At 44.4% G+C, this 19,469-nt stretch carries 19 protein-coding genes, 1 tRNA gene and 1 riboswitch; of the genes, 8 read left to right on the top strand and 12 right to left on the bottom strand.

Annotated elements, in window-relative coordinates; all coding sequences use genetic code 11:
• From rsxD to AAFX28_RS19805, 10 genes are all read right to left on the bottom strand, one after another.
• Positions 1 to 1,047: an electron transport complex subunit RsxD gene (gene rsxD, locus AAFX28_RS19850; protein ID WP_408690215.1), complete on the bottom strand. Its 1,047-nt coding sequence runs from the start codon at positions 1,045 to 1,047 to the stop codon at positions 1 to 3.
• Positions 1,047 to 3,650: an electron transport complex subunit RsxC gene (gene rsxC / locus AAFX28_RS19845; protein ID WP_408690213.1), complete on the bottom strand. Its 2,604-nt coding sequence runs from the start codon at positions 3,648 to 3,650 to the stop codon at positions 1,047 to 1,049. The genes rsxD and rsxC overlap by 1 nt, the downstream gene beginning before the upstream one ends.
• Positions 3,651 to 3,658: 8 nt before the next feature.
• Positions 3,659 to 4,243: an electron transport complex subunit RsxB gene (gene rsxB / locus AAFX28_RS19840; protein WP_408690212.1), complete on the bottom strand. Its 585-nt coding sequence runs from the start codon at positions 4,241 to 4,243 to the stop codon at positions 3,659 to 3,661.
• Positions 4,243 to 4,824 carry an electron transport complex subunit RsxA gene (gene rsxA / locus AAFX28_RS19835; RefSeq protein WP_408690211.1) on the bottom strand — a complete coding sequence of 194 codons (582 nt, stop codon included), beginning with the start codon at positions 4,822 to 4,824 and terminating at the stop codon, positions 4,243 to 4,245. The genes rsxB and rsxA overlap by 1 nt, the downstream gene beginning before the upstream one ends.
• 229 nt (positions 4,825 to 5,053) lie before the next feature.
• Positions 5,054 to 5,716: an HAD family hydrolase gene (locus AAFX28_RS19830; protein ID WP_408690210.1), complete on the bottom strand. Its 663-nt coding sequence runs from the start codon at positions 5,714 to 5,716 to the stop codon at positions 5,054 to 5,056.
• 2 nt (positions 5,717 to 5,718) lie between these two features.
• Positions 5,719 to 6,738 carry an ABC transporter ATP-binding protein gene (locus AAFX28_RS19825; protein ID WP_408690209.1) on the bottom strand — a complete coding sequence of 340 codons (1,020 nt, stop codon included), beginning with the start codon at positions 6,736 to 6,738 and terminating at the stop codon, positions 5,719 to 5,721.
• The gene (locus AAFX28_RS19820) at positions 6,735 to 7,523 is read right to left on the bottom strand and encodes an ABC transporter permease (RefSeq protein ID WP_408690207.1); all 789 of its coding nucleotides are present in this window, start codon (positions 7,521 to 7,523) and stop codon (positions 6,735 to 6,737) included. Before AAFX28_RS19820 ends, AAFX28_RS19825 begins: the two co-directional genes overlap by 4 nt.
• Before the next feature lie 4 nt (positions 7,524 to 7,527).
• Positions 7,528 to 8,418, bottom strand: a complete 891-nt coding sequence (locus AAFX28_RS19815; RefSeq protein WP_408690206.1) for an ABC transporter permease — start codon at positions 8,416 to 8,418, stop codon at positions 7,528 to 7,530.
• A complete protein-coding gene (locus tag AAFX28_RS19810; RefSeq protein ID WP_408690205.1) occupies positions 8,415 to 9,239 on the bottom strand; it encodes an alkaline phosphatase family protein in 825 nt (274 codons plus the stop codon). Before AAFX28_RS19810 ends, AAFX28_RS19815 begins: the two co-directional genes overlap by 4 nt.
• Before the next feature lie 15 nt (positions 9,240 to 9,254).
• Entirely contained in the window at positions 9,255 to 10,340 is a 1,086-nt protein-coding gene (locus AAFX28_RS19805) for an ABC transporter substrate-binding protein (RefSeq protein WP_408690203.1), read from the bottom strand.
• 212 nt (positions 10,341 to 10,552) lie between these two features.
• Here AAFX28_RS19805 and AAFX28_RS19800 point away from each other — a divergent pair, with 212 nt between their 5' ends.
• Positions 10,553 to 11,284: a UTRA domain-containing protein gene (locus AAFX28_RS19800; RefSeq protein WP_408690201.1), complete on the top strand. Its 732-nt coding sequence runs from the start codon at positions 10,553 to 10,555 to the stop codon at positions 11,282 to 11,284.
• A gap of 44 nt (positions 11,285 to 11,328) precedes the next feature.
• On the opposite strand, the gene AAFX28_RS19795 is transcribed toward AAFX28_RS19800, so the two are convergent.
• Positions 11,329 to 11,404: transfer RNA gene (locus AAFX28_RS19795), tRNA-Asn, on the bottom strand.
• Positions 11,405 to 11,951: 547 nt separating this feature from the next.
• Here AAFX28_RS19795 and uvrB point away from each other — a divergent pair.
• The 3 genes from uvrB to luxU all read left to right on the top strand — a co-directional run bounded on the left by uvrB (position 11,952) and on the right by luxU (position 15,986).
• On the top strand, positions 11,952 to 13,982 hold the full coding sequence (uvrB, locus tag AAFX28_RS19790; RefSeq protein ID WP_408690199.1) for an excinuclease ABC subunit UvrB: 2,031 nt from the start codon (positions 11,952 to 11,954) through the stop codon (positions 13,980 to 13,982).
• A gap of 268 nt (positions 13,983 to 14,250) precedes the next feature.
• Positions 14,251 to 15,645: a quorum-sensing sigma-54 dependent transcriptional regulator LuxO gene (gene luxO, locus AAFX28_RS19785; RefSeq protein WP_408690197.1), complete on the top strand. Its 1,395-nt coding sequence runs from the start codon at positions 14,251 to 14,253 to the stop codon at positions 15,643 to 15,645.
• Positions 15,645 to 15,986 carry a quorum-sensing phosphorelay protein LuxU gene (gene luxU / locus AAFX28_RS19780; RefSeq protein WP_408690195.1) on the top strand — a complete coding sequence of 114 codons (342 nt, stop codon included), beginning with the start codon at positions 15,645 to 15,647 and terminating at the stop codon, positions 15,984 to 15,986. The genes luxO and luxU overlap by 1 nt, the downstream gene beginning before the upstream one ends.
• On the opposite strand, the gene AAFX28_RS19775 is transcribed toward luxU, so the two are convergent.
• Positions 15,972 to 16,859, bottom strand: coding sequence for a YvcK family protein (locus AAFX28_RS19775; protein WP_408690193.1), 888 nt, complete (start codon positions 16,857 to 16,859; stop codon positions 15,972 to 15,974). The genes luxU and AAFX28_RS19775 overlap by 15 nt on opposite strands.
• 168 nt (positions 16,860 to 17,027) lie before the next feature.
• Positions 17,028 to 17,164, top strand: a riboswitch (molybdenum cofactor riboswitch).
• Between AAFX28_RS19775 and moaA the strand changes: the two genes are divergently transcribed.
• The 4 genes from moaA to moaD all read left to right on the top strand — a co-directional run bounded on the left by moaA (position 17,153) and on the right by moaD (position 19,468).
• Positions 17,153 to 18,142, top strand: a complete 990-nt coding sequence (moaA, locus tag AAFX28_RS19770; protein WP_408690192.1) for a GTP 3',8-cyclase MoaA — start codon at positions 17,153 to 17,155, stop codon at positions 18,140 to 18,142. It overlaps the preceding riboswitch by 12 nt.
• Positions 18,143 to 18,218: 76 nt before the next feature.
• Entirely contained in the window at positions 18,219 to 18,731 is a 513-nt protein-coding gene (moaB, locus tag AAFX28_RS19765) for a molybdenum cofactor biosynthesis protein B (protein WP_408690191.1), read from the top strand.
• Between the two features lie 15 nt (positions 18,732 to 18,746).
• Positions 18,747 to 19,226: a cyclic pyranopterin monophosphate synthase MoaC gene (gene moaC / locus AAFX28_RS19760; protein ID WP_408690190.1), complete on the top strand. Its 480-nt coding sequence runs from the start codon at positions 18,747 to 18,749 to the stop codon at positions 19,224 to 19,226.
• Complete coding sequence (gene moaD, locus AAFX28_RS19755; protein WP_408690188.1) at positions 19,223 to 19,468, top strand: molybdopterin synthase sulfur carrier subunit; 246 nt, start codon at positions 19,223 to 19,225, stop codon at positions 19,466 to 19,468. Before moaC ends, moaD begins: the two co-directional genes overlap by 4 nt.
• The last annotated feature ends 1 nt before the right edge of the window (position 19,469 follow it).

Raw genomic sequence — 19,469 nt, 5'->3', positions numbered from 1 at the left:
TTAGTGACCGTATGTTCTTGGTTTAGTGTAGTAATCAATTAATGGCACACACATGTTGCCGAGTAATACTGCGAAAGCAACACCATCAGGGAAACCGCCCCAAGAGCGAATAATGAAGACCATTGCACCAAGGAATGCACCAAAAATGAGTCTGCCTTTTACCGTGGTAGAAGCAGAAACTGGATCCGTTGCAATAAAGAACGCCCCTAACATTGTCGCACCTGATAGTAAGTGAATCATTGGCGATGCTGTTGTACCAGGAGTTAACAGCATAAACAGACCACTAATGATAGTTAAGCTGACTAAGAAGCTGACTGGGATATGCCAATTAATGACGCGAACTTTGATCAGTACTAAACCACCGATGAGGTAGGCTAGGTTGACCCACTCCCAACCAATACCAGCTAAACCGCCGAACTGAGGTTGAGCGAGGGCTTCACTTGCAGTGTTTCCTGCAGTAAGTGCTGTTTTGAATGCATCCAATGGGGTTGCCATTGTAATACCATCAATGCCCGTACGAATCTGTTGTAGTGACAGCCCTTCTAAATTATACCCCGTGAAAATCAATGAGAACGCATCACCACTTGATACCGGAGTAGCTTGAAGTTCTTGTGGCGATAACCAGCTTGTCATTTGAACTGGGAAAGAGATCAGTAATACAACGTAAGCGACCATTGCTGGGTTGAAGAGGTTTTGGCCAATACCACCATAAAGGTGTTTCGCGATAACAATGGCAAAAATCAAGCCGATAGTGATTACCCACCACGGAGAAAGTGGCGGTATAGCAATCGCTAGTAACCAAGCGGTCACTAAAGCACTGTTGTCTCTTAGCGCAGACATTGGTGGGCGCTTTCTCACTAGCATCACTAGGGCTTCGAGGCTTAAACCAATGACAATAGCCAGTAGTAGTTGGATGATGGTACCCCACCCAAAAAAGTATGTCTGAGCGACTAAGCCAGGTAGGGCACAAAGTGCTACCCACTTCATTAGGTCAGGAGTGCTTCTACGACTATGCGCATGGGGTGAGCTGGCAATAAAAAAGGCCACTACTCTTTCTCCTCAGTTTGTTTTTGTTGTTCTTTTTCTGCTTTACGGGCTTTAGCACGAGCAATAGCTGCAGCAACAGCCGCTTTCTTTGGATCTTCCTCTACAGGTTGTTCCTCGGCAGTATCATTGCTTTCATCGGCTTTGGCTTTTTGTTCAGCTTTACGCGCTTTAGCACGAGCAATGGCCGCAGCAACAGCTGCTTTCTTTGGATCTTCCTCTATAGGTTGTTCCTCGGGAGTGTCATTGCTTTCATCGGTTTTTGCTTGTTGCCCTGCTTTGCGCGCTTTAGCACGAGCAATAGCTGCAGCGACAGCCGCTTTCTTTGGATCTTCCTCTACAAGTTGTTCCTCGGCAGTGTCATTGCTTTCATCGGCGTTGGCTTTTTGTTCAGCTTTGCGCGCTTTAGCACGAGCAATGGCTGCAGCAACAGCTGCTTTTTTCGGATCTTCCTCTACAGGTTGTTCCTCGGTAGTGTCATTGCTTTCATCGGTTTTTGCTTGTTGCTCAGCTTTGCGCGCTTTAGCGCGAGCAATGGCTGCTGCAACTGCAGCTTTCTTCGGATCGTCTGCAACAGATTGGTCGTCAGAAGCGTCATTGCTCTCATCAGCATTTGCTTGTTGTTCAGCTTTACGAGCTTTAGCACGGGCGATGGCAGCAGCTACAGCGGCTTTCTTATCGTCTGCTGCGGGTACATCAGACTCATTTGATTCGCTTGCTTGTGCTTTCTTCGCTTTTGCACGAGCAATCGCTGCGGCAACGGCCGCTTTTTTGTCTTCTGCAGGAGCGTCAGAGCTAGCATTTTGTGCTTGTTCCACTTTTTTAGCTTTGGCACGGGCAATGGCAGCTGCAACGGCATCTTTCTTGTTGTCTGTTGAGCTTGCAGTATCTTGCTGCTCTTTGGCGGCTTTGCGTGCACGGGCTTGCTGTTTACGCTCTTCACGCAGTTTTGCCATTTCAGAGTTATCTGGCTCAGCCTGGCCACTCGCCGCAGCGGCTGCTTGTTTGGCTTTCGCTTTGGCAATAGCGGCTGCAACTGCAGGCTTAACCGCTTTTTCTTCCGTTGAAGAGTTGGCTTTTTGGGCTTTAACGCGCGCAATAGCGGCTGCAATAGCGTCATCACCGCCAGTTTGTTTCATCTCTTTACGGCGATCGCTGGCTGCTTTCTTAAAGCGGTTTTCACGTGCTGCCTTGTCTCGCTCTAAACGCGCGTTCTTCTCTTCAAAACGAATTTTGGCACGCTCAGCCGCTTCCGCTTCTTCTTTACGAGTGCGTATCTCAGCTTTCGCTTGGCGATAATATTGAACTAGTGGGATTTCACTTGGACACACAAATGCACAGGCGCCACATTCAATACAGTCTTTAATATTGAGTTCTTCACACTTATCGAACTCTTCAGCTTTGGCATGCCAAACTAGCTGCTGTGGAAGTAGCGAAGCAGGGCAAGCTTCAGCACATTGGCCACAGCGAATGCATGCCATTTCGTATTGATTTGGCGAAATTTCTTTACGAGTTGGCGCCAAAATACAGTTTGACGTTTTGGTAATTGGCACCAGAGCATGAGGCAGAGTAAAGCCCATCATAGGGCCGCCCATAATTAGACGAGGAAGCTTTTTATCTGCCTTGTAGCCAAACTCGTCCAGTAGAGATTGAACGGGAGCACCGAGAAGCGACCATACGTTACGAGGTTGCTTGAATGTATCACCGGTCAGAGTGACAACTCGCTCGACTAATGGCTCACCATTGACGACTGCACGTTTAATCGCATGTAAAGACCCCACGTTTTGAACCAAAATGCCGATATCAGCAGGAATACCACCATTCGGTACTTCCTTGCCTGTGAGGATTTTGATCAGCTGCTTTTCGCCGCCTGAAGGGTATTTTGTTGGAATCACGCGGATAACAATATCTTTATGCTCTGCCGCTTTTTGCAGTGCTTTGACCGCTTCTGGTTTGTTGTCCTCGATGCCGATGACAGTGAGTTTCGGCTTTAGGATCTGTTCAACAATTTCAATACCTTGGATGATCTCGTCAGCGTGTTCACGCATCAACATATCATCGGCCGTTATGTAGGGCTCACACTCGGCGGCATTGATAATGAGGATCTCGGTTCGAGCCAAACCAGATTGAATTTTTTTCGCGGTTGGGAAACCTGCGCCGCCCATACCTGAGATACCAGCGAGTCGAATTTTTTCGATCAGCTCATCTGCAGTTCGCTGCGTAAAGTCACTCCAAGCGTCGCGCTCAATCCAAGTATCTGCAAAATCAGGCTCGATAACGATACAAGTTTCACTCAAACCTGAAGGGTGAGCGGTTGTTCTCGGCTCTATTGCCACAATGCGGCCTGAAGTGGGCGCATGCACAGGTAGCATAAAGCTCATATCGTATTTGGTAAGAGATTGGCCTTTTAACACGTGGTCGCCGACATCGACTGTAAGGATACCAGGCTTACCGATATGCTGTTTTACTGGTAGTACGATTTCAGCAGGGATCTGTGCACGAGCAATCGCCGTTTTCACTGACTGCAGTTTGTTTTCCGCAGGGTGAACACCACCTGGGAATGACCAAAGTGAGCCAGATTTAATTTGTTCAATTAGTGACAACATACCAGTCCTTAACTCACACTTTTCTGCTTAGAAGCAGAATCGGTAATATCAACAACAGGAATGGCGTCCATTTGCCACTTCCAGCTCGCTGTAGTGGTTTCTACAGGTATCATTTCTATACAGTCAGTTGGGCATGGCGCAACACACAAGTCACAGCCTGTACACTCGTCCTTAATAACTGTGTGAAGTGCTTTAGTACCGCCAACAATTGCGTCAACGGGACAAGCCTGAATACATTTAGTACAACCAATACACATATCTTCATGAATGAATGCGACCGTTTTAACGGCGTTCTCTAGATCATGTGCAGAGTCTGTTGCTTCGACCCCCATTAGGTCCGCTAGCTTTTCAATAGTGGCTTGGCCACCAGGAGGACACTTATTGATGTCGTCTCCATTGGCGATCGCTTCAGCATAAGGTCGACATCCAGGGTAACCACATTGACCACATTGGGTTTGCGGCAGAATACCGTCAATTTGATCGACGATTGGATCCGCTTCCACTTTAAAGCGGATGGAGGCAAAGCCTAAAATAGCGCCAAAAATTGCAGCAAGAACTGCGATGGCGATAACTGCGATTAGTATTGAACTCATTACAACTTCACCAAACCTGTAAAGCCCATAAAGGCAAGTGACATCAGGCCTGCGGTGATCATTGCGATTGATGCACCTTTAAATGGAGTCGGGACATCTGCTGCTGCAATACGCTCCCGCATCGATGCAAACAAGATGAGAACCAGAGAAAAGCCGACTGCTGCACCAAAGCCATAAATAATCGATTCGATGAAGTTGTGATTTTCATTGATGTTCAATAAGGCAACACCTAACACTGCGCAGTTTGTAGTGATCAGTGGTAAGAAAATACCCAGTAATCGATATAGAGTTGGGCTGGTCTTGTGGACAACCATTTCAGTAAATTGCACTACTACGGCGATCACTAAGATAAAACTCATAGTGCGTAGATATTGCAAATTGAGTGGGTCTAGAATGTAACTTTCAACAAGATACGCGCACACTGATGCTAGAGTTAGCACGAATGTGGTTGCTAACCCCATACCAATGGCAGTTTCTAGTTTTTTAGAAACACCCATGAATGGACATAAGCCCAAAAACTTCACCAGTACAAAGTTGTTAACCAGCACAGTGCCGACCAACAACAAAAGATATTCGGTCATAGTTATTTATTTAAGAAATTCCGATCCCAACATTATCCTGCTTTGCTAGTTTAATAACAACCAAGGAAAGATAAGGTTTTATATTGTTGATTAAAAATTATACGGAATTTTCTTAAAAAAGTTGAATAAATAGAGAGGAAGGAAGTAAAAGTGGCACTTTATTCAACAATACTAGAATGAGATGCTAATCAGGGCAGCTTCTCACTGCCCTGATTTAGTTTTAGTGGAGCTAGGAAGACCAACTGAGGTTTGCCCAATCAGTGTGAATTGCATAGTCCTTTAAACGTGGACATGGGTTAACCAAGTAAACGTAGTCCGCGTACTCGCATAAAGGTAAGTCATTGATAGAGTCTGTATAGAAGTGAATACTTGAGTATGACTCTGATTGAGCTTCTAGCCACTCTTTAAGGCGTGTGACTTTTCCCTCTCGATAGCTAGGCACACCTAAAATCTGGGCGGTGTAGCCCCCCTGCTTCTCAACGAGATCGATCCCTAGTGCATTTGAAATACCCAAGTGTCTACCAACCGCACTGACAAGAAATGTCACACTCGCTGAGATGATCATCATGTCTATGCCTTCACGGGTGAGTTGCTCAATCAAGGTTTTCGATTGGGTAAATTGCTTTGGTAAGATATAACGGGTTACGCATTCTTCAACCAATCTGGCTACCTGTTCTTTGGGCATATTTGCTAATGGCGCCATAGAAAAGGCTAAGTAGTCCTCCATGTTTAACTCACCTTTGGCATAAAGGGCCATTAAACGTTGATCTTCTTCGATAAAACTTGGCGATGTTGCAATGCCTTTTTCAACTAAAAATTCATTCCAAATCATGGCGCAGTCAGCATCAATCAGGGTTTCGTCCATATCAAAAACATACAAAGGTTTGGACATGCTTAAGCTCTCACTGGTTGAATTTCATTTAGATTAAAGAGTAGTTCCAACTGACTACCGTTAGCCAATAAGCGTTCTGAAGAGCGGTTAAGCAAATCGACCGTGAGTTCGCACTCGTCCACATTTACTTGATAGCGAATCACATTACCCAACAACTGATGATTTTTGATGGTGCCAGTTTGCGGCGTTGAAATATGACTGCCATATTGACGACCTTGCTCTTTGACGTAAATAGATTCAGGGCGTATCGCGACTTTCCATTCGGTATCGATGTTGAAAAGGAGTTTCGCTTTGTTGGCTGACACTAAGTTGTAATGCCCCATAAAACTGGCAACAAATTCGTTGGCAGGTTGGGTATAGATTTCTTCTGGCGTTCCAGCTTGAACGATTTTACCTTTGTTCATTAGGAAGATACGATCGGACATGATCATAGCTTCTTCTTGGTCGTGAGTGACAAAGATAGTCGTTAGGTTCATCTCTTTTTGGATATCACGAATTTGTTGGCGGAGATGCTTTCGGATCTTAGCATCCAATGCTGATAATGGCTCATCGAGTAATAAGATACGCGGCCTTACAACCAAAGCGCGAGCTAGTGCAACACGTTGGCGCTGACCACCTGAGAGCTGGTGCGGGTAATGCTTTTCTTTGCCCGTAAGATCAACCAATTTAATGACTTTCGCCACTTCACGTTGAATTTCAGCCACATTGAGCTTTTTCATCTTAAGGCCAAACGCAATATTGCCTTCGACTGTCATGTTTGGAAATAAGGCATAAGATTGGAACACCATGCCAATGCCACGTTCCTGAGGCGTTTGATGAGTGATATCTTCTCCGTTTACCCAGATTTCTCCTCCATCGACAGGATTCAGGCCTGCTAAGCTTCGAAGCAAGGTGGATTTACCACAGCCGCTTGGACCTAAAAGGGTAATGAACTCACCTTGTTCGATAGTGAATTGAATATCTTCAAATACCGTGTTGTCACCAAAACGCTTGGTTAGGTTGTTTGCGGTTACGTAGCTCATGATTTGACTCCTCGGCTAAAACGACTTGCTAGCCAAGTCAGTAAGAAAATAAATAGGAAATAGGTCATAACCAGCGCTGAAGTAAAGTGCCCACTGGTCTGACGCATGTTGTACAAGTAGATTTGCAAAGTTTCATAGCGAGTTCCGACCAAGATATTAGCGAATACGAACTCGCCTAATAGGAATGAGAATGAAAGGAACAGTGAAGCCAAAAGACCTTTCTTTAAGTTTGGCAAAATGATCAGTAAGAAAGCTTTCGTCGTGCTCGCACCAAGTAGGTGGGCCGCGTCCATTAAATCGCTGAGGTTGATCGCTTCAAAACTGTTGGAAATTGCACGGTACATGAATGGCAGTGCAATGGTGAAGTAGGTACCAATCAAGATCCAAGGTGTGCCAATCAATGAGATTTCACTGTCTGCGTATAGCTGGAGTAAGCCCACGGATGAGACGACTGGCGGAACTGCGAACGGAAGCAAAATCATCACGTTCATCAGCTTGTCGAGTTTCGGGAAATAGTAAAACACCACGAAGATCGCTGGCAGTATCAGCATTACACTGAGTATCAACGCAGCAATGCAGATAAATAGTGAGCGCCCAAAAGCTTGTAAGAAGCGTGGATCTGTAAGCAGTTTGAGATACCAATCCAGTGTAAACCCATCTGGAAGAATTGTTGCGCCCCAACGTGAAGAGATGGAGTAAACAAAAGTCGCCACAATTGGTATCAGCATAATACCGACAATCGAATAGACAACACTTTGATGAAAGCGAGTATTAACGTTTTGCATAGCCTTATTTCTTACCTGCATAACTTTTGGAAATCAGCCACTGGTTGATGACTGTGATGAAGGCCAATATGACCATTAGAACCACTGAGATTGCAGCAGCTAAGTTAGGCTCTAGGAATAAATCACCAGACACCAAACTTGCGATACGAACCGTAATAACGTTGTAATTGCCTGAAGTCAGTGCATAGACACTTGCGTAAGCGCCTATCGCGTTGGCAATTAAAATTATGAAAGTACCGAGTAGTGCAGGGGAAAGAACCGGAAGGGCAACTCTCGTCCAGTATTGTGACGTCCTTGCTCCAAGAAGAGCTGCCGCTGATTGCCAATCATCACTGAGTGCGTCGAACGCGGGATAGAGCAGTAATACGGCAAGAGGAATTTGGAAGTAGATATAAATGGCTAACAAGCCCCACTTCCCGTATAAGTCAAAGTCGCCAAGTAACCCATACTGCTTTAACAAGAGGGTAATTGCACCGTTTGTGCCAAGAATGATGATGAAAGCGAATGATAGAGGTACGCCGGCGAAGTTACTGCTCATATTGGTAAACGCAATCACTCCGTCACGAACTCGACAATCGACGCGACGCAGTGAAGAAACTAACAATGTAGCAATCGCTAAACCAAAAAGGCTCGACCAAAAAGACAACCATAAGCTGTTACTAAACGCTTGCATCATAAAGGCAGAGTCTAGGACTTCGATGTAGTTATCTAGTGCGAATTCACCGTCATAGATAAAGCTATTTACAAGTACCCAAAGCATTGGGGCAAGTTGAAATAGGTAGAAAAACAGTGCGAAAGGTACCAACCAGATCGTTGGTTTGATACGTTGTAGCATCGTATTGACTGCTGTCACTCGTGCTTCGCGAGAACTTGGGGATAGAACAGAACTGCTCATAATGCTAACAATTCCTGAGAGTAAGATTTAGTGTGCTCGATCTTTAAAAGTTGGCAAATGGTGCCACAGAGATCGGTTTGCTTTACGTGAGAGTTTTGATGCGTAAATTGGTCACCAATTACGAATAGGGGGACTTCTCGTTCTTCGGGCAGAATACCGCCGTGAGAAAGGTCGTTATTCATGCCGTGATCGCTCGTCACCATGACTTGGTAGCCCTCTGCAAGCCATTGACCTATGTAGTTTGAAAGAAGAATGTCAGCGTTACGTGCAGAATTACGATACTGAAGTGAGTCCAAACCAAACTTATGTCCCATATCGTCAATGTTCATCGGATGGATAAGCAGGAAATCAGGTTGATAAGTGCGACGTAAATACTCTGCGTCTAAGAATAAAGCTTCATCTGGATAGTGATCCCAATGGTAGAAACAACCATGTTGAATATTGAGATTTGCGTCGTGGGTGAAACGATCTCTAGTTGGCTCAAAAGGAGCACGGTTATATAGCTCACTGACCCAATGGTAAGCTGCCGCTGCGGTTACTTTGCCTTGTGCTTTCGCTAAGCTAAAAATGGATTCATGGTTCGATAAACGCACAACGTTGTTATGGACGATGCCACTTTCTACTGGGCGTATCCCAGTTAAAATACACTCATAAAGTGGGCGTGATAATGAAGGTAATTCACATTGCATAGGATAAAGCGTTGCCTGCATATGCTGTTGTGAATGAGGTTGTTCTAGAAGACCATTTAGGTAGCCCATACATTCGCGGGCTACCTGATAATTCAGTCCATCCAGAACAACAAGGATAACCTTATTGCTCATAGTAACTGGCTCTTGTTATTGCTGATGGATTAACACGCTTTCCTGCCATTGACGAGGCAACTTGCGCGCTGATTTTTCCCATGCAGAGAAATCGGTTACTGGGTGGACATTGCTGTATTGATCGTTAGCAATCAGCTTGTCTTGGATTGATTTTGGTAGCGTAACGTTAGTACGAATAGGACGTGCGTAACCTTGCGCTAGGTTGATTTGACCTTGGTCAGAGAAGATGTACTCACGAGCTAATTTGGCCGCATTTGGGTTCTTGGCAAACTTGTTGATAATGGTCGTGTAACCAGAAATGACAGAACCGTCTTGAGGAATATTAACCGAGAAGCGGTCGCGGTCGATTTGGTCTCGGTAACTCAAAGCATTAAAGTCCCACATGATGGCAACTTCAACTTCACCTTTCTCAAGATTGGCGATGCTCGGATTGGTAAACGATAGGCGACCTTGTTTGGCTAACTCGCTGAAAAACTTGATAGCAGGTTTCAAGTTAGATTCGTCACCACCGTTAGCAAATGCCGCAGCTAACACAGCGTTGTTTGCCTGAGAAGCGACGCCTACGTCACCCACTGTTACTTTGTAGTCACCTTTTAGTAGGTCATCCCACGTTTTTGGTGCGTCTTTCACTAGGTTGTTATTTGAGATAAACGAGATTGTACCCGTATATGCCAGCGCCCAGTGTCCTTCTTTGTCTTTCGCCCAGTTTGGAATATCGCTCCAAGTGCTTGGCTTATAAGGCTGCGTCACCCCTTTTTTAACTGCTACTCGTGCAAAGGCAAAACCTACGTCACCAATATCAGCCGTTGCGTTTTTCTTCTCAGCTTCAAACTTTGCAATCTCTTGCGCTGAGCTCATATCGGTGTCTTGATGCTTTAAACCGTAGTTTGACTTCAAGTCTACCCATGTGTCTTTCCAGTTAGCCCAACTATCAGGCATTCCTACACTGTATACCGCGCCTTCTTTTTGTGCGGCTTTAATCAATGATTCAAGGTCTGCATCTTTAGCCATAGCTGGCACTGATAAAGTTGTCGCGATCAGCGCGATTGGCACCATCTTCTTTGCAGAAAAAGTAGTTGAACGACTTAGCAAAGTTTTCATTGTCTCCATCCTTCTGGACTAGGTCAGTAAGTTCGATTTGTATGCTAGGGAAGGAATGTGACGGTTTAGCTTTAGTTATTTGACAGTTTTTCTGAATTTCTGTGGCGTTTATATTTCACTTGCACAAAATTGAACCTGTTAAGGTATGTCATATTTCTGTTACTTGTTGGTCTTATTGTTTTCATCAAACTACTAATGGACTAGATCAGAACATGAGTGCAATAGCCTCAATGCAACAACCACGAACCCAGTTAGGGAAAATTAAATCTAGCCTTAAAGACCAAATGAGGTCTGGCATCATGTCAGCAGGGCAAAAGTTACCGTCGGAAAGAGAATTGAGTGAGTTGTTTTCGACCACCCGAATTACGATCAAAGACGCCTTAGTCTCATTAGAAACGGAAGGGCTCATCTATCGAGAGGAACGTCGAGGGTGGTATGTATCCCCACCACGTATTTGTTATAACCCGTTGTCACGCGCTCACTTTCATCAAATGATTCGTGAGCAATATCGGATTGCCGAAACTAAGCTGGTGGACTCGCGGAGTGAAATAGCAGCTGGGGAGTATGCGATAGGGTTGGAAGTCGAATGCATCACGCCGATTTATGTTATTGAACGCTTGCGGTATATCGATGGACGAGCCGTTTTGTTTGTTGAAAATGTTCTAAAAGCTTCTCTATTTGAAGACATTTTGTCGGAAAATCTGACAATGTCCCTAACTGGGATTTATCGTGATAAGTATGGTTATGAAACTCAACGTTCGCGATTTGATGTGATTCCAACCGCTGCACCAGCTCATGTAGCAAAAGCACTAAACTTAGTTGAAGGACAGCCTGTTTTGAAAATTTGTCGAGTGAACTACAAGCAAGATGGTGAGTTGATGGACTGCGAATTTGAGTATTGGCGTCCCGATGCGGTGATGATACGGATTGATAGTTGCGGCTAAAAACGAAAAAAGCTCAATCTTTCGATTGAGCTTTTTTCTAAATTTGGCTCCTCCTGCTGGGCTCGAACCAGCGACCTGCGGATTAACAGTCCGTCGCTCTACCAACTGAGCTAAGGAGGAATTGCTTTAAAGCGAGGCGAATCTTAGCTATGGATATATCAAGTGTCAACTGAGAAATGACAAAATATCTGGAAAAATCACTACATTTTTATCTTTACTTTTCTGTATCCCTTGTCTGGTAAGGCCTCCATTTACTTATCCACCAAAATTGTGGATAAGTGTGTGTGTTAAATTTGAGTAAGTCAGAAAAGTGTAAAATTCCTGAATGAATCGATGCTAATAACTATTCGTTAAATTGCTATAACACATTGCTAGCTAAGAGATTACTTCGAGTTTTTATTATATTGATATATGACTAACTACAATTTGTGTTTGTGGGTAAATTGTCAAATTAGGCAGAAAGTGTGAATAACTTGTGTGTGAAAAAAAGAGTTTTTCAGGAGGGTAGAGCGATTGGGCGAAGAATAATATCAGGTTAAGAATAAATGATCTAGGCTCTGTTCATGACTTTCTGAAAAACAGCGATTAATTTCTTTAGTAACTATTGTGTCTGTATATATATACAGACACAATAGAGAGACTTTTCACCACCGAATAGAGTTCGAATATGAGTAAAGTTTTTGATTTGGTGTCTGACTATAAACCGTCAGGAGACCAACCAACCGCAATAAACCAATTGCTTGAGGGTTTAGATTCAGGCCTAGCCCATCAAACGTTACTTGGTGTGACCGGTTCAGGTAAAACCTTTACTCTGGCTAATGTGATTGCGAGTGCACAAAGACCCGCGATTCTATTGGCACCGAACAAAACACTAGCAGCACAGCTATATGGTGAGATGAAATCATTTTTCCCCAATAACGCGGTTGAGTATTTTGTTTCTTACTATGACTATTACCAACCTGAAGCGTATGTTCCGACAACAGATACCTTCATTGAAAAAGACGCTTCGGTAAACGCTCATATCGAACAAATGCGTTTGTCTGCCACCAAAGCTCTGCTTGAACGCAAAGACGCCATCATTGTTGCCTCTGTTTCTGCTATCTATGGTTTGGGTGACCCAGAATCATATTTAAAGATGATGTTGCACATTCGTCGTGGGGATGTGATGGACCAGCGAGACATTCTTCGTCGATTAGCTGAACTTCAATACAGTCGAAATGATGTGGCGTTCGAACGAGGCCAATTCCGTGTTCGTGGCGAAGTGATTGATATCTTTCCTGCTGAATCTGAACAAGATGCTGTAAGAATCGAAATGTTTGATGATGAGATTGATTGCATCAGCATTTTTGATCCATTAACTGGAGTGGTGAAGCAGCGAGATCTAGCTCGTTATACCATTTACCCTAAAACGCACTACGTGACTCCACGTGAGCGAATCTTGGACGCTATCGAAAATATTAAAGTTGAGTTAGAAGAGCGCAAAAAGTACCTGCTTGAGAATAACAAACTGTTAGAAGAGCAACGTATTTCCCAGCGTACTCAGTTTGATATCGAAATGATGAATGAACTTGGTTTTTGCTCGGGTATAGAAAACTACTCACGTTATTTAAGTGGTCGTAGTGAAGGAGAAGCGCCTCCAACACTTTTCGATTATTTGCCTCATGACGGTTTACTGATTATTGATGAGTCTCACGTAACTGTGCCGCAGATTGGCGCGATGTACAAAGGTGACCGCTCACGTAAAGAAACTTTGGTTGAGTTCGGCTTCCGCCTGCCTTCTGCATTAGACAACCGACCTATGAAGTTTGAAGAGTTTGAGTCGATTGCACCTCAGACTATCTTCGTTTCAGCAACGCCAGGCAATTATGAACTAGAAAAATCGGATGGTGAAATTGCTGACCAGGTTGTAAGACCTACGGGGTTATTGGACCCCGTACTCGAAGTTAGGCCTGTTGCCACACAGGTTGATGACTTACTGTCTGAAATCCGTATTCGAGCTGCAAAAGATGAACGGGTTCTTGTGACAACTTTGACTAAGCGTATGGCAGAAGACCTAACGGAATATCTGACTGAACATGATGTCAAGGTACGTTATCTACACTCAGACATTGATACGGTTGAACGTGTCGAAATTATTCGTGACTTGCGCTTAGGTGAGTTTGATGTGTTAGTCGGTATCAACTTACTTCGAGAAGGCTTAGACATGCCAGAGGTATCTTTGGTAGCGATTCTCGACGCTGATAAAGAAGGCTTCTTACGTTCCGAACGTTCACTCATTCAGACTATAGGCCGAGCGGCGCGTAACATTGCGGGTAAAGCAATCTTGTATGCGGATTCCATTACTAAGTCGATGGAAAAAGCGATGGGTGAAACCAACCGCCGCCGTGAGAAACAACAAGAATACAATGAAAAAATGGGCATCGAGCCTCAGGCGCTTAAACGTAATGTAAAAGACATTATGGAGCTGGGTGATATCACTAAGAGTAAGAAACAGCGCACAAGTAAAGCCGTCCCACTATCCAAAGTGGCAGAACCATCTCAAAGTTATGATGTGATGACTCCTCAGCAGTTAGAAAAAGAGATCACTAAGTTAGAGGCACAGATGTATCAACATGCTCAGGATCTAGAGTTCGAACTGGCTGCAGAAAAACGTGATCAGATAGACCAATTACGTAAACAGTTCATCTCTAATAGCTAGACAGAATAGGGATGTTGAGGCAAAAAAATAGCCAATAGAAACACGGTTCTATTGGCTGTAATTTGTGAATACTAAGTTCACTAACAACGTCAGTTGGCTAGGTGACCCATGTGGGTCATAGGTTTCTCAGCATATAGCGTGCCAAAATATATGTGGCAAAAATGAGTTGTTTGTCACCATATTCAAGCAATCCTTAGCTTTTAAATTGCATAATGCAAAGCCTAATGCAATCATTTATACAAAATGCGAAGAATGCCCTGGCTAGGTTATGCAACAAAATACGCAAAAGAAAAACTCAAAATATTTATTGATGGTAGAAGACACCGCTTCTGTCGCGGCCTTGTATCGCTCATATCTCACACCACTTCAGATAGACATTAATATTGTTGGCACAGGACGAGATGCCATCGATAGTCTCAATTTTAGAACACCGGATCTTATCCTTCTCGATCTACGTCTACCTGATATGACAGGTATGGATGTACTTCATGCTGTAAAAGAAAAGAACCCCGATGTCCCAGTCATCTTCATGACCGCTCATGGCTCTATCGATACAGCGGTAGAAGCAATGCGTCATGGAGCGCAGGACTTTTTAATCAAACCTTGTGAAGCCGATCGTTTACGTGTCACGGTCAACAATGCCTTACGCAAAGCGAACAAGTTAAAAAATGATGCTGACAACCCGGGTAGTCATGGTTACCAAGGGTTTATCGGCAGTAGCCATACTATGCAGGCGGTGTACCGCACTATTGACTCTGCGGCGAGTAGTAAGGCCAGCATTTTTATCACAGGTGAGAGCGGTACAGGTAAAGAGGTATGTGCAGAAGCGATACACGCGACCAGTAAGCGTGGCGATAAACCATTTATTGCCATCAACTGTGCAGCGATTCCAAAAGATTTAATTGAAAGTGAGCTGTTTGGCCATGTCAAAGGCGCCTTTACAGGGGCTGCAACCGACAGACAAGGGGCGGCAGAATTGGCGGATGGGGGAACGCTGTTTCTCGATGAGCTATGTGAGATGGATCTAGAATTGCAAACGAAGCTGCTACGATTCATTCAAACAGGTACGTTCCAGAAAGTAGGCTCTTCAAAAATGAAGAGTGTAGACGTTCGCTTTGTGTGTGCGACTAACCGAGACCCTTGGAAAGAGGTAGAAGAAGGTCGTTTTCGTGAAGATTTATACTATCGTTTGTACGTAATCCCACTTCACCTGCCACCGCTTAGAGAACGTGGAGATGACATTATTGAAATTGCCTACTCGCTTCTAGGCTTTATGTCGAAAGAAGAGGGTAAGGATTTTGTAAGACTCGCGCCTCAAGTGGTTGAGCGCTTTGCTCGTTATGAATGGCCCGGGAATGTTCGTCAGTTACAAAACGTACTCAGAAACGTAGTGGTCTTGAATAATGGCCGTGAAATCAACTTAGATATGTTACCACCGCCATTGAATCAACCATCAGAGAATGAAATTCGAGTGACATTACCGCAACCTGACACGGTATCGGTGCAAGATATTTTCCCGCTGTGGCTGACGGAGAAGAATGCGATAGAGCAGGCAATTAAAGCGTGTGATGGAAATATCCCCAAAGCGGCAGGATATTTGGATGTTAGTCCATCAACGATTTATCGAAAACTACAGGCATGGAACGCCAAGGAAGCACAATAGTGGATATTTTAAATCAAGGTAAAATTGAACGGTTAGCGAGTGAGATAGGGGCTGATAATGTTCCAGTATTGCTTGAGATATTTTTGGGCGAGCTGGGGATGTACATAGATAACTTATCTCAGCAGGAATCAAACGAGAACAATGCTTACCTAAAAGAGATCTGTCATGCGCTGAAAAGTAGTGCCGCCAGTTTTGGTGCCGAAGCGCTGTGTGCTTACTCGATTGAAATTGACGCAATTGCTAAATCTGGCGCACCTATGGATATCGATCAAGAAGTGACTAAGATGATATCTCTGTTGAAGGAAACTCAGCAGAGATATCAAGCTCTAGTCAGTCAATAAACTCTCAACCGCTTGTTGTAGCTTTGTTCGGTCATGACGCCAGTCACGATTAGGTGAAGCAAGCGGAACGGTCACACAGTTCCATTCTGAAAGCTCTGGGTGAGGCTCTTCGCCCAGAACCACATCAATCTTGCGTCCACGGCAAGAACGCTCACACCATTCTAGCTTTTCTTGGAGTGTCATTTGCCCTGCTGGCCCATACTCTGGGGACAGGTTCTCGACAAAAATGAGTTTTGCTTTGATATTGCTAGCAATGGCGCGACCGATTTCTGGTAACAACAGTGGTGGCATAATACTTGTCAGAAAGCTTCCTGGACCTAAGATAATCGCATCCGCTTCTTCAATTGCCATGACGCCTTCTTTTGTCGCAGGGACCTCTGGCTCTAAGTCGAGTCTGAGTAATTTATCCGGCATTTCGTCAACACTGGTTTCGCCAGTAACCCAGCGCCCGTCTGGAGACAGAGCTTTCAGATCTGAAGGGTGTTCCGACATCGGTATGATGTTGACGTCCACTTTTAACATATTACGAATAAGGTTAGTTGCATCCAGTGGTCTTACTGAAAGGTTGTCTAACGCGGTCAGCATTAGATTGCCAAGGTTGTGGCCGTCCAACTCACCAGCACCCTTAAAGCGATATTCGAACATCATTGAACTTATGGAAGGATCAGTGATCAGCTGATTGATACAGTTTCGAGTGTCTCCCCATGCAATGCCACCTTGGCAGTCGCGAATGCGCCCTGTAGAGCCACCGTTATCCGTGGTAGCAACAATACCTGTTGCGTTAGAGCCAAATTCTTTGAGTGCAGCAAGCATACGACCAAGGCCGTGGCCACCGCCAACAGCGACGATTTTTTTGCTAGCGTAAATTGTCATGCCAAGCTTCTATTTTATTTATAACCAACTACAATTTAGATTATTGCATTAATATCCCCTACTCAAGAATAGGTAAAATGAGCTCTAAGCAGGATTTTTTTGCTTTAATGGTAGAAACACACACAATTATTAAGTATTTTATAACGTAGCTACTACCCATGTGTGAGGTAGTTGCCATAACTCCGAGCTCTATAAGCTAAGTCCACAATGGATAAGCGTATAGAGCCAGTGACATGTCGTCACAAGGGCATAGTTGGAAATGACTCTGCCTCCCGTGTTTGGAAAGGTGTTCCGTGGCGCAACAATTCGAAGATAGATTCCATCGCAAGTTTTATTACTTGCGACTTTCCGTTACAGATGTCTGTAACTTCAAATGTACATACTGCTTACCTGATGGTTATAAACCTTCGGGGCAGAAAAACTCGTCTTTTTTAGCACTCCCAGAGATCAAGCGCGTCGTGAGAGCGTTTGCTGATTGCGGTACCTCAAAGGTTCGTATCACTGGGGGAGAGCCAAGTCTACGCAAAGACTTCAACGATATAATCCATACAGTCGCGTCGACAAATGGTATCCATAAGGTTGCCACCACGACTAACGGCTATCGTATGGAGAAACAAGTCGCGGATTGGAAAGAGGCGGGTCTGACTCATATTAACGTCAGTGTCGATAGTCTCGATCCTAGAATGTTTCATCAAATCACAGGTGAGAATAAGTTCACTCAAGTAATGGCGGGTATCGACCGTGCCTTCGAAGTGGGCTATGAGCAAGTTAAAGTCAATGTTGTGTTGATGAAAGACTTAAATGCTCATGAATTACCAGCCTTTCTAAACTGGATTAAAGATCGCCCGATCCAACTTCGTTTTATTGAACTGATGCAGACAGGTGAAATGGATGAGCTATTTCAACGCCATCACGTGTCCGGAGTTGCTATCCGTAATCAATTAATTGCTAACGGCTGGTTACTTAAAGTTCGAGACAACAATGATGGACCGGCGCAGGTATTTGTCCATCCTGATTACCAAGGTGAAATCGGCTTGATTATGCCTTACGAAAAAGACTTCTGTGAAAGTTGTAACCGTCTGCGCGTTTCTGCGACGGGTAAACTGCATTTATGTCTGTTTGGTGATCATGGCGTTGAGTTAAGAGACTTGCTCCAACAAGATTCTCAAGAAACAGCGCTGATAGAACGCATTCAAGAGCAGCTGCAAACTAAATCCGTCAGCCATTTCCTTCATGATGGAAACTCGGGTATGACGCCGCATTTAGCATCAATTGGCGGCTAATCTTTCCAATCAATATATTTTAGCAACTAGGCGTTGAGTCTAGAGCGAACACTACTTTAAGAAAATAGGTGAACAAATGGGTCACGCAGAAAGCAAATTCCAACCAGCTAATATTGCCGTACTAACTGTTTCAGATACTCGTACAGAAGAAAACGATACTTCAGGTGGCTACCTAGCCGAGAACGCGAAAGAAGCAGGTCACAATGTTGTAGATAAGCAGATTGTCATTGACGATATGTACAAGATTCGTGCAATTGTTTCACAATGGATTGCTGATGAAAACGTTCAAGCAATCATGATCACTGGCGGTACTGGTTTTACTTCTCGTGATAGCACTCCAGAAGCGCTAAAACCGCTATTTGATAAAGAAGTAGAAGGCTTTGGCGAGCTGTTCCGTCAGGTTTCTTACGAAGAGATCGGCACTTCAACAATTCAATCTCGCGCAATTGCGGGTTTTGCTAACCATACCGTAATTTTTGCGATGCCTGGTTCTACAGGTGCTTGTCGTACTGGTTGGACTAAGATCATCAAGCAACAGCTAGATGCAAGCCACCGTCCTTGTAACTTTATGCCTCACCTATCAGTGTAATTTTTGGAGCAAACCATGAGCGAATTTACTCATATTAATGCTTCTGGCGAGGCGAACATGGTTGATGTGTCAGCGAAAGCAGAAACTGTACGTGAAGCTCGTGCAGAAGCGTTTGTACACATGGCTCCTGAAACCCTAGAACTGATCGTTTCGGGCTCTCACCACAAAGGTGATGTGTTCGCAACGGCGCGTATTGCAGGCATCCAAGCTGCGAAAAAAACTTGGGATTTGATTCCTCTTTGCCACCCATTGTTGCTTTCAAAAGTTGAAGTACAGCTTGAAGCCATTGAATCAGAAAACATGGTTCGCATCGAATCTGTGTGTAAACTGGCTGGAAAAACTGGTGTTGAAATGGAAGCGCTAACAGCCGCATCCGTTGCTGCGCTGACTATCTATGATATGTGCAAAGCGGTACAAAAGGACATGGTGATTGGTCAAGTTCGTTTGTTGGAAAAAACAGGCGGAAAGTCTGGTCACTTTAAGGTGGATGCATGATTAAAGTACTCTTTTTTGCACAGACTCGCGAGCTAGTGGGTATGGATGAGCTGCAATTAGAAGGTGATTTCACTACGGTTGAATCTATTCGTAGCCACCTTGTAAAGCAAGAAGGCAAGTGGGATATCGCATTGGAGCAAGGCAAATTACTTGCTGCCGTAAACCAGTCGATTGTTCCGCTTGAACATCCGATCAAAGCCGGTGACGAAGTCGCTTTTTTCCCACCAGTAACAGGTGGTTAAT

Origin of the sequence: Vibrio sp. TBV020, from assembly GCF_046056895.1 — a bacterium.
GTDB lineage: Bacteria > Pseudomonadota > Gammaproteobacteria > Enterobacterales > Vibrionaceae > Vibrio.
This window is presented reverse-complemented; position numbering and strand designations above follow the sequence as displayed.

Bases quoted from the DNA above. Each gene is read 5' to 3' on its own strand.
- rsxC (WP_408690213.1), bottom strand. From the start codon at position 3,650: ATGTTGTCACTAATTGAACAAATTAAATCTGGCTCACTTTGGTCATTC.
- rsxB (WP_408690212.1), bottom strand. From the start codon at position 4,243: ATGAGTTCAATACTAATCGCAGTTATCGCCATCGCAGTTCTTGCTGCA.
- rsxA (WP_408690211.1), bottom strand. From the start codon at position 4,824: ATGACCGAATATCTTTTGTTGTTGGTCGGCACTGTGCTGGTTAACAAC.
- AAFX28_RS19830 (WP_408690210.1), bottom strand. From the start codon at position 5,716: ATGTCCAAACCTTTGTATGTTTTTGATATGGACGAAACCCTGATTGAT.
- AAFX28_RS19825 (WP_408690209.1), bottom strand. From the start codon at position 6,738: ATGAGCTACGTAACCGCAAACAACCTAACCAAGCGTTTTGGTGACAAC.
- AAFX28_RS19820 (WP_408690207.1), bottom strand. From the start codon at position 7,523: ATGCAAAACGTTAATACTCGCTTTCATCAAAGTGTTGTCTATTCGATT.
- AAFX28_RS19815 (WP_408690206.1), bottom strand. From the start codon at position 8,418: ATGAGCAGTTCTGTTCTATCCCCAAGTTCTCGCGAAGCACGAGTGACA.
- AAFX28_RS19810 (WP_408690205.1), bottom strand. From the start codon at position 9,239: ATGAGCAATAAGGTTATCCTTGTTGTTCTGGATGGACTGAATTATCAG.
- AAFX28_RS19805 (WP_408690203.1), bottom strand. From the start codon at position 10,340: ATGAAAACTTTGCTAAGTCGTTCAACTACTTTTTCTGCAAAGAAGATG.
- AAFX28_RS19800 (WP_408690201.1), top strand. From the start codon at position 10,553: ATGAGTGCAATAGCCTCAATGCAACAACCACGAACCCAGTTAGGGAAA.
- uvrB (WP_408690199.1), top strand. From the start codon at position 11,952: ATGAGTAAAGTTTTTGATTTGGTGTCTGACTATAAACCGTCAGGAGAC.
- luxO (WP_408690197.1), top strand. From the start codon at position 14,251: ATGCAACAAAATACGCAAAAGAAAAACTCAAAATATTTATTGATGGTA.
- AAFX28_RS19775 (WP_408690193.1), bottom strand. From the start codon at position 16,859: ATGACAATTTACGCTAGCAAAAAAATCGTCGCTGTTGGCGGTGGCCAC.
- moaB (WP_408690191.1), top strand. From the start codon at position 18,219: ATGGGTCACGCAGAAAGCAAATTCCAACCAGCTAATATTGCCGTACTA.
- moaC (WP_408690190.1), top strand. From the start codon at position 18,747: ATGAGCGAATTTACTCATATTAATGCTTCTGGCGAGGCGAACATGGTT.
- moaD (WP_408690188.1), top strand. From the start codon at position 19,223: ATGATTAAAGTACTCTTTTTTGCACAGACTCGCGAGCTAGTGGGTATG.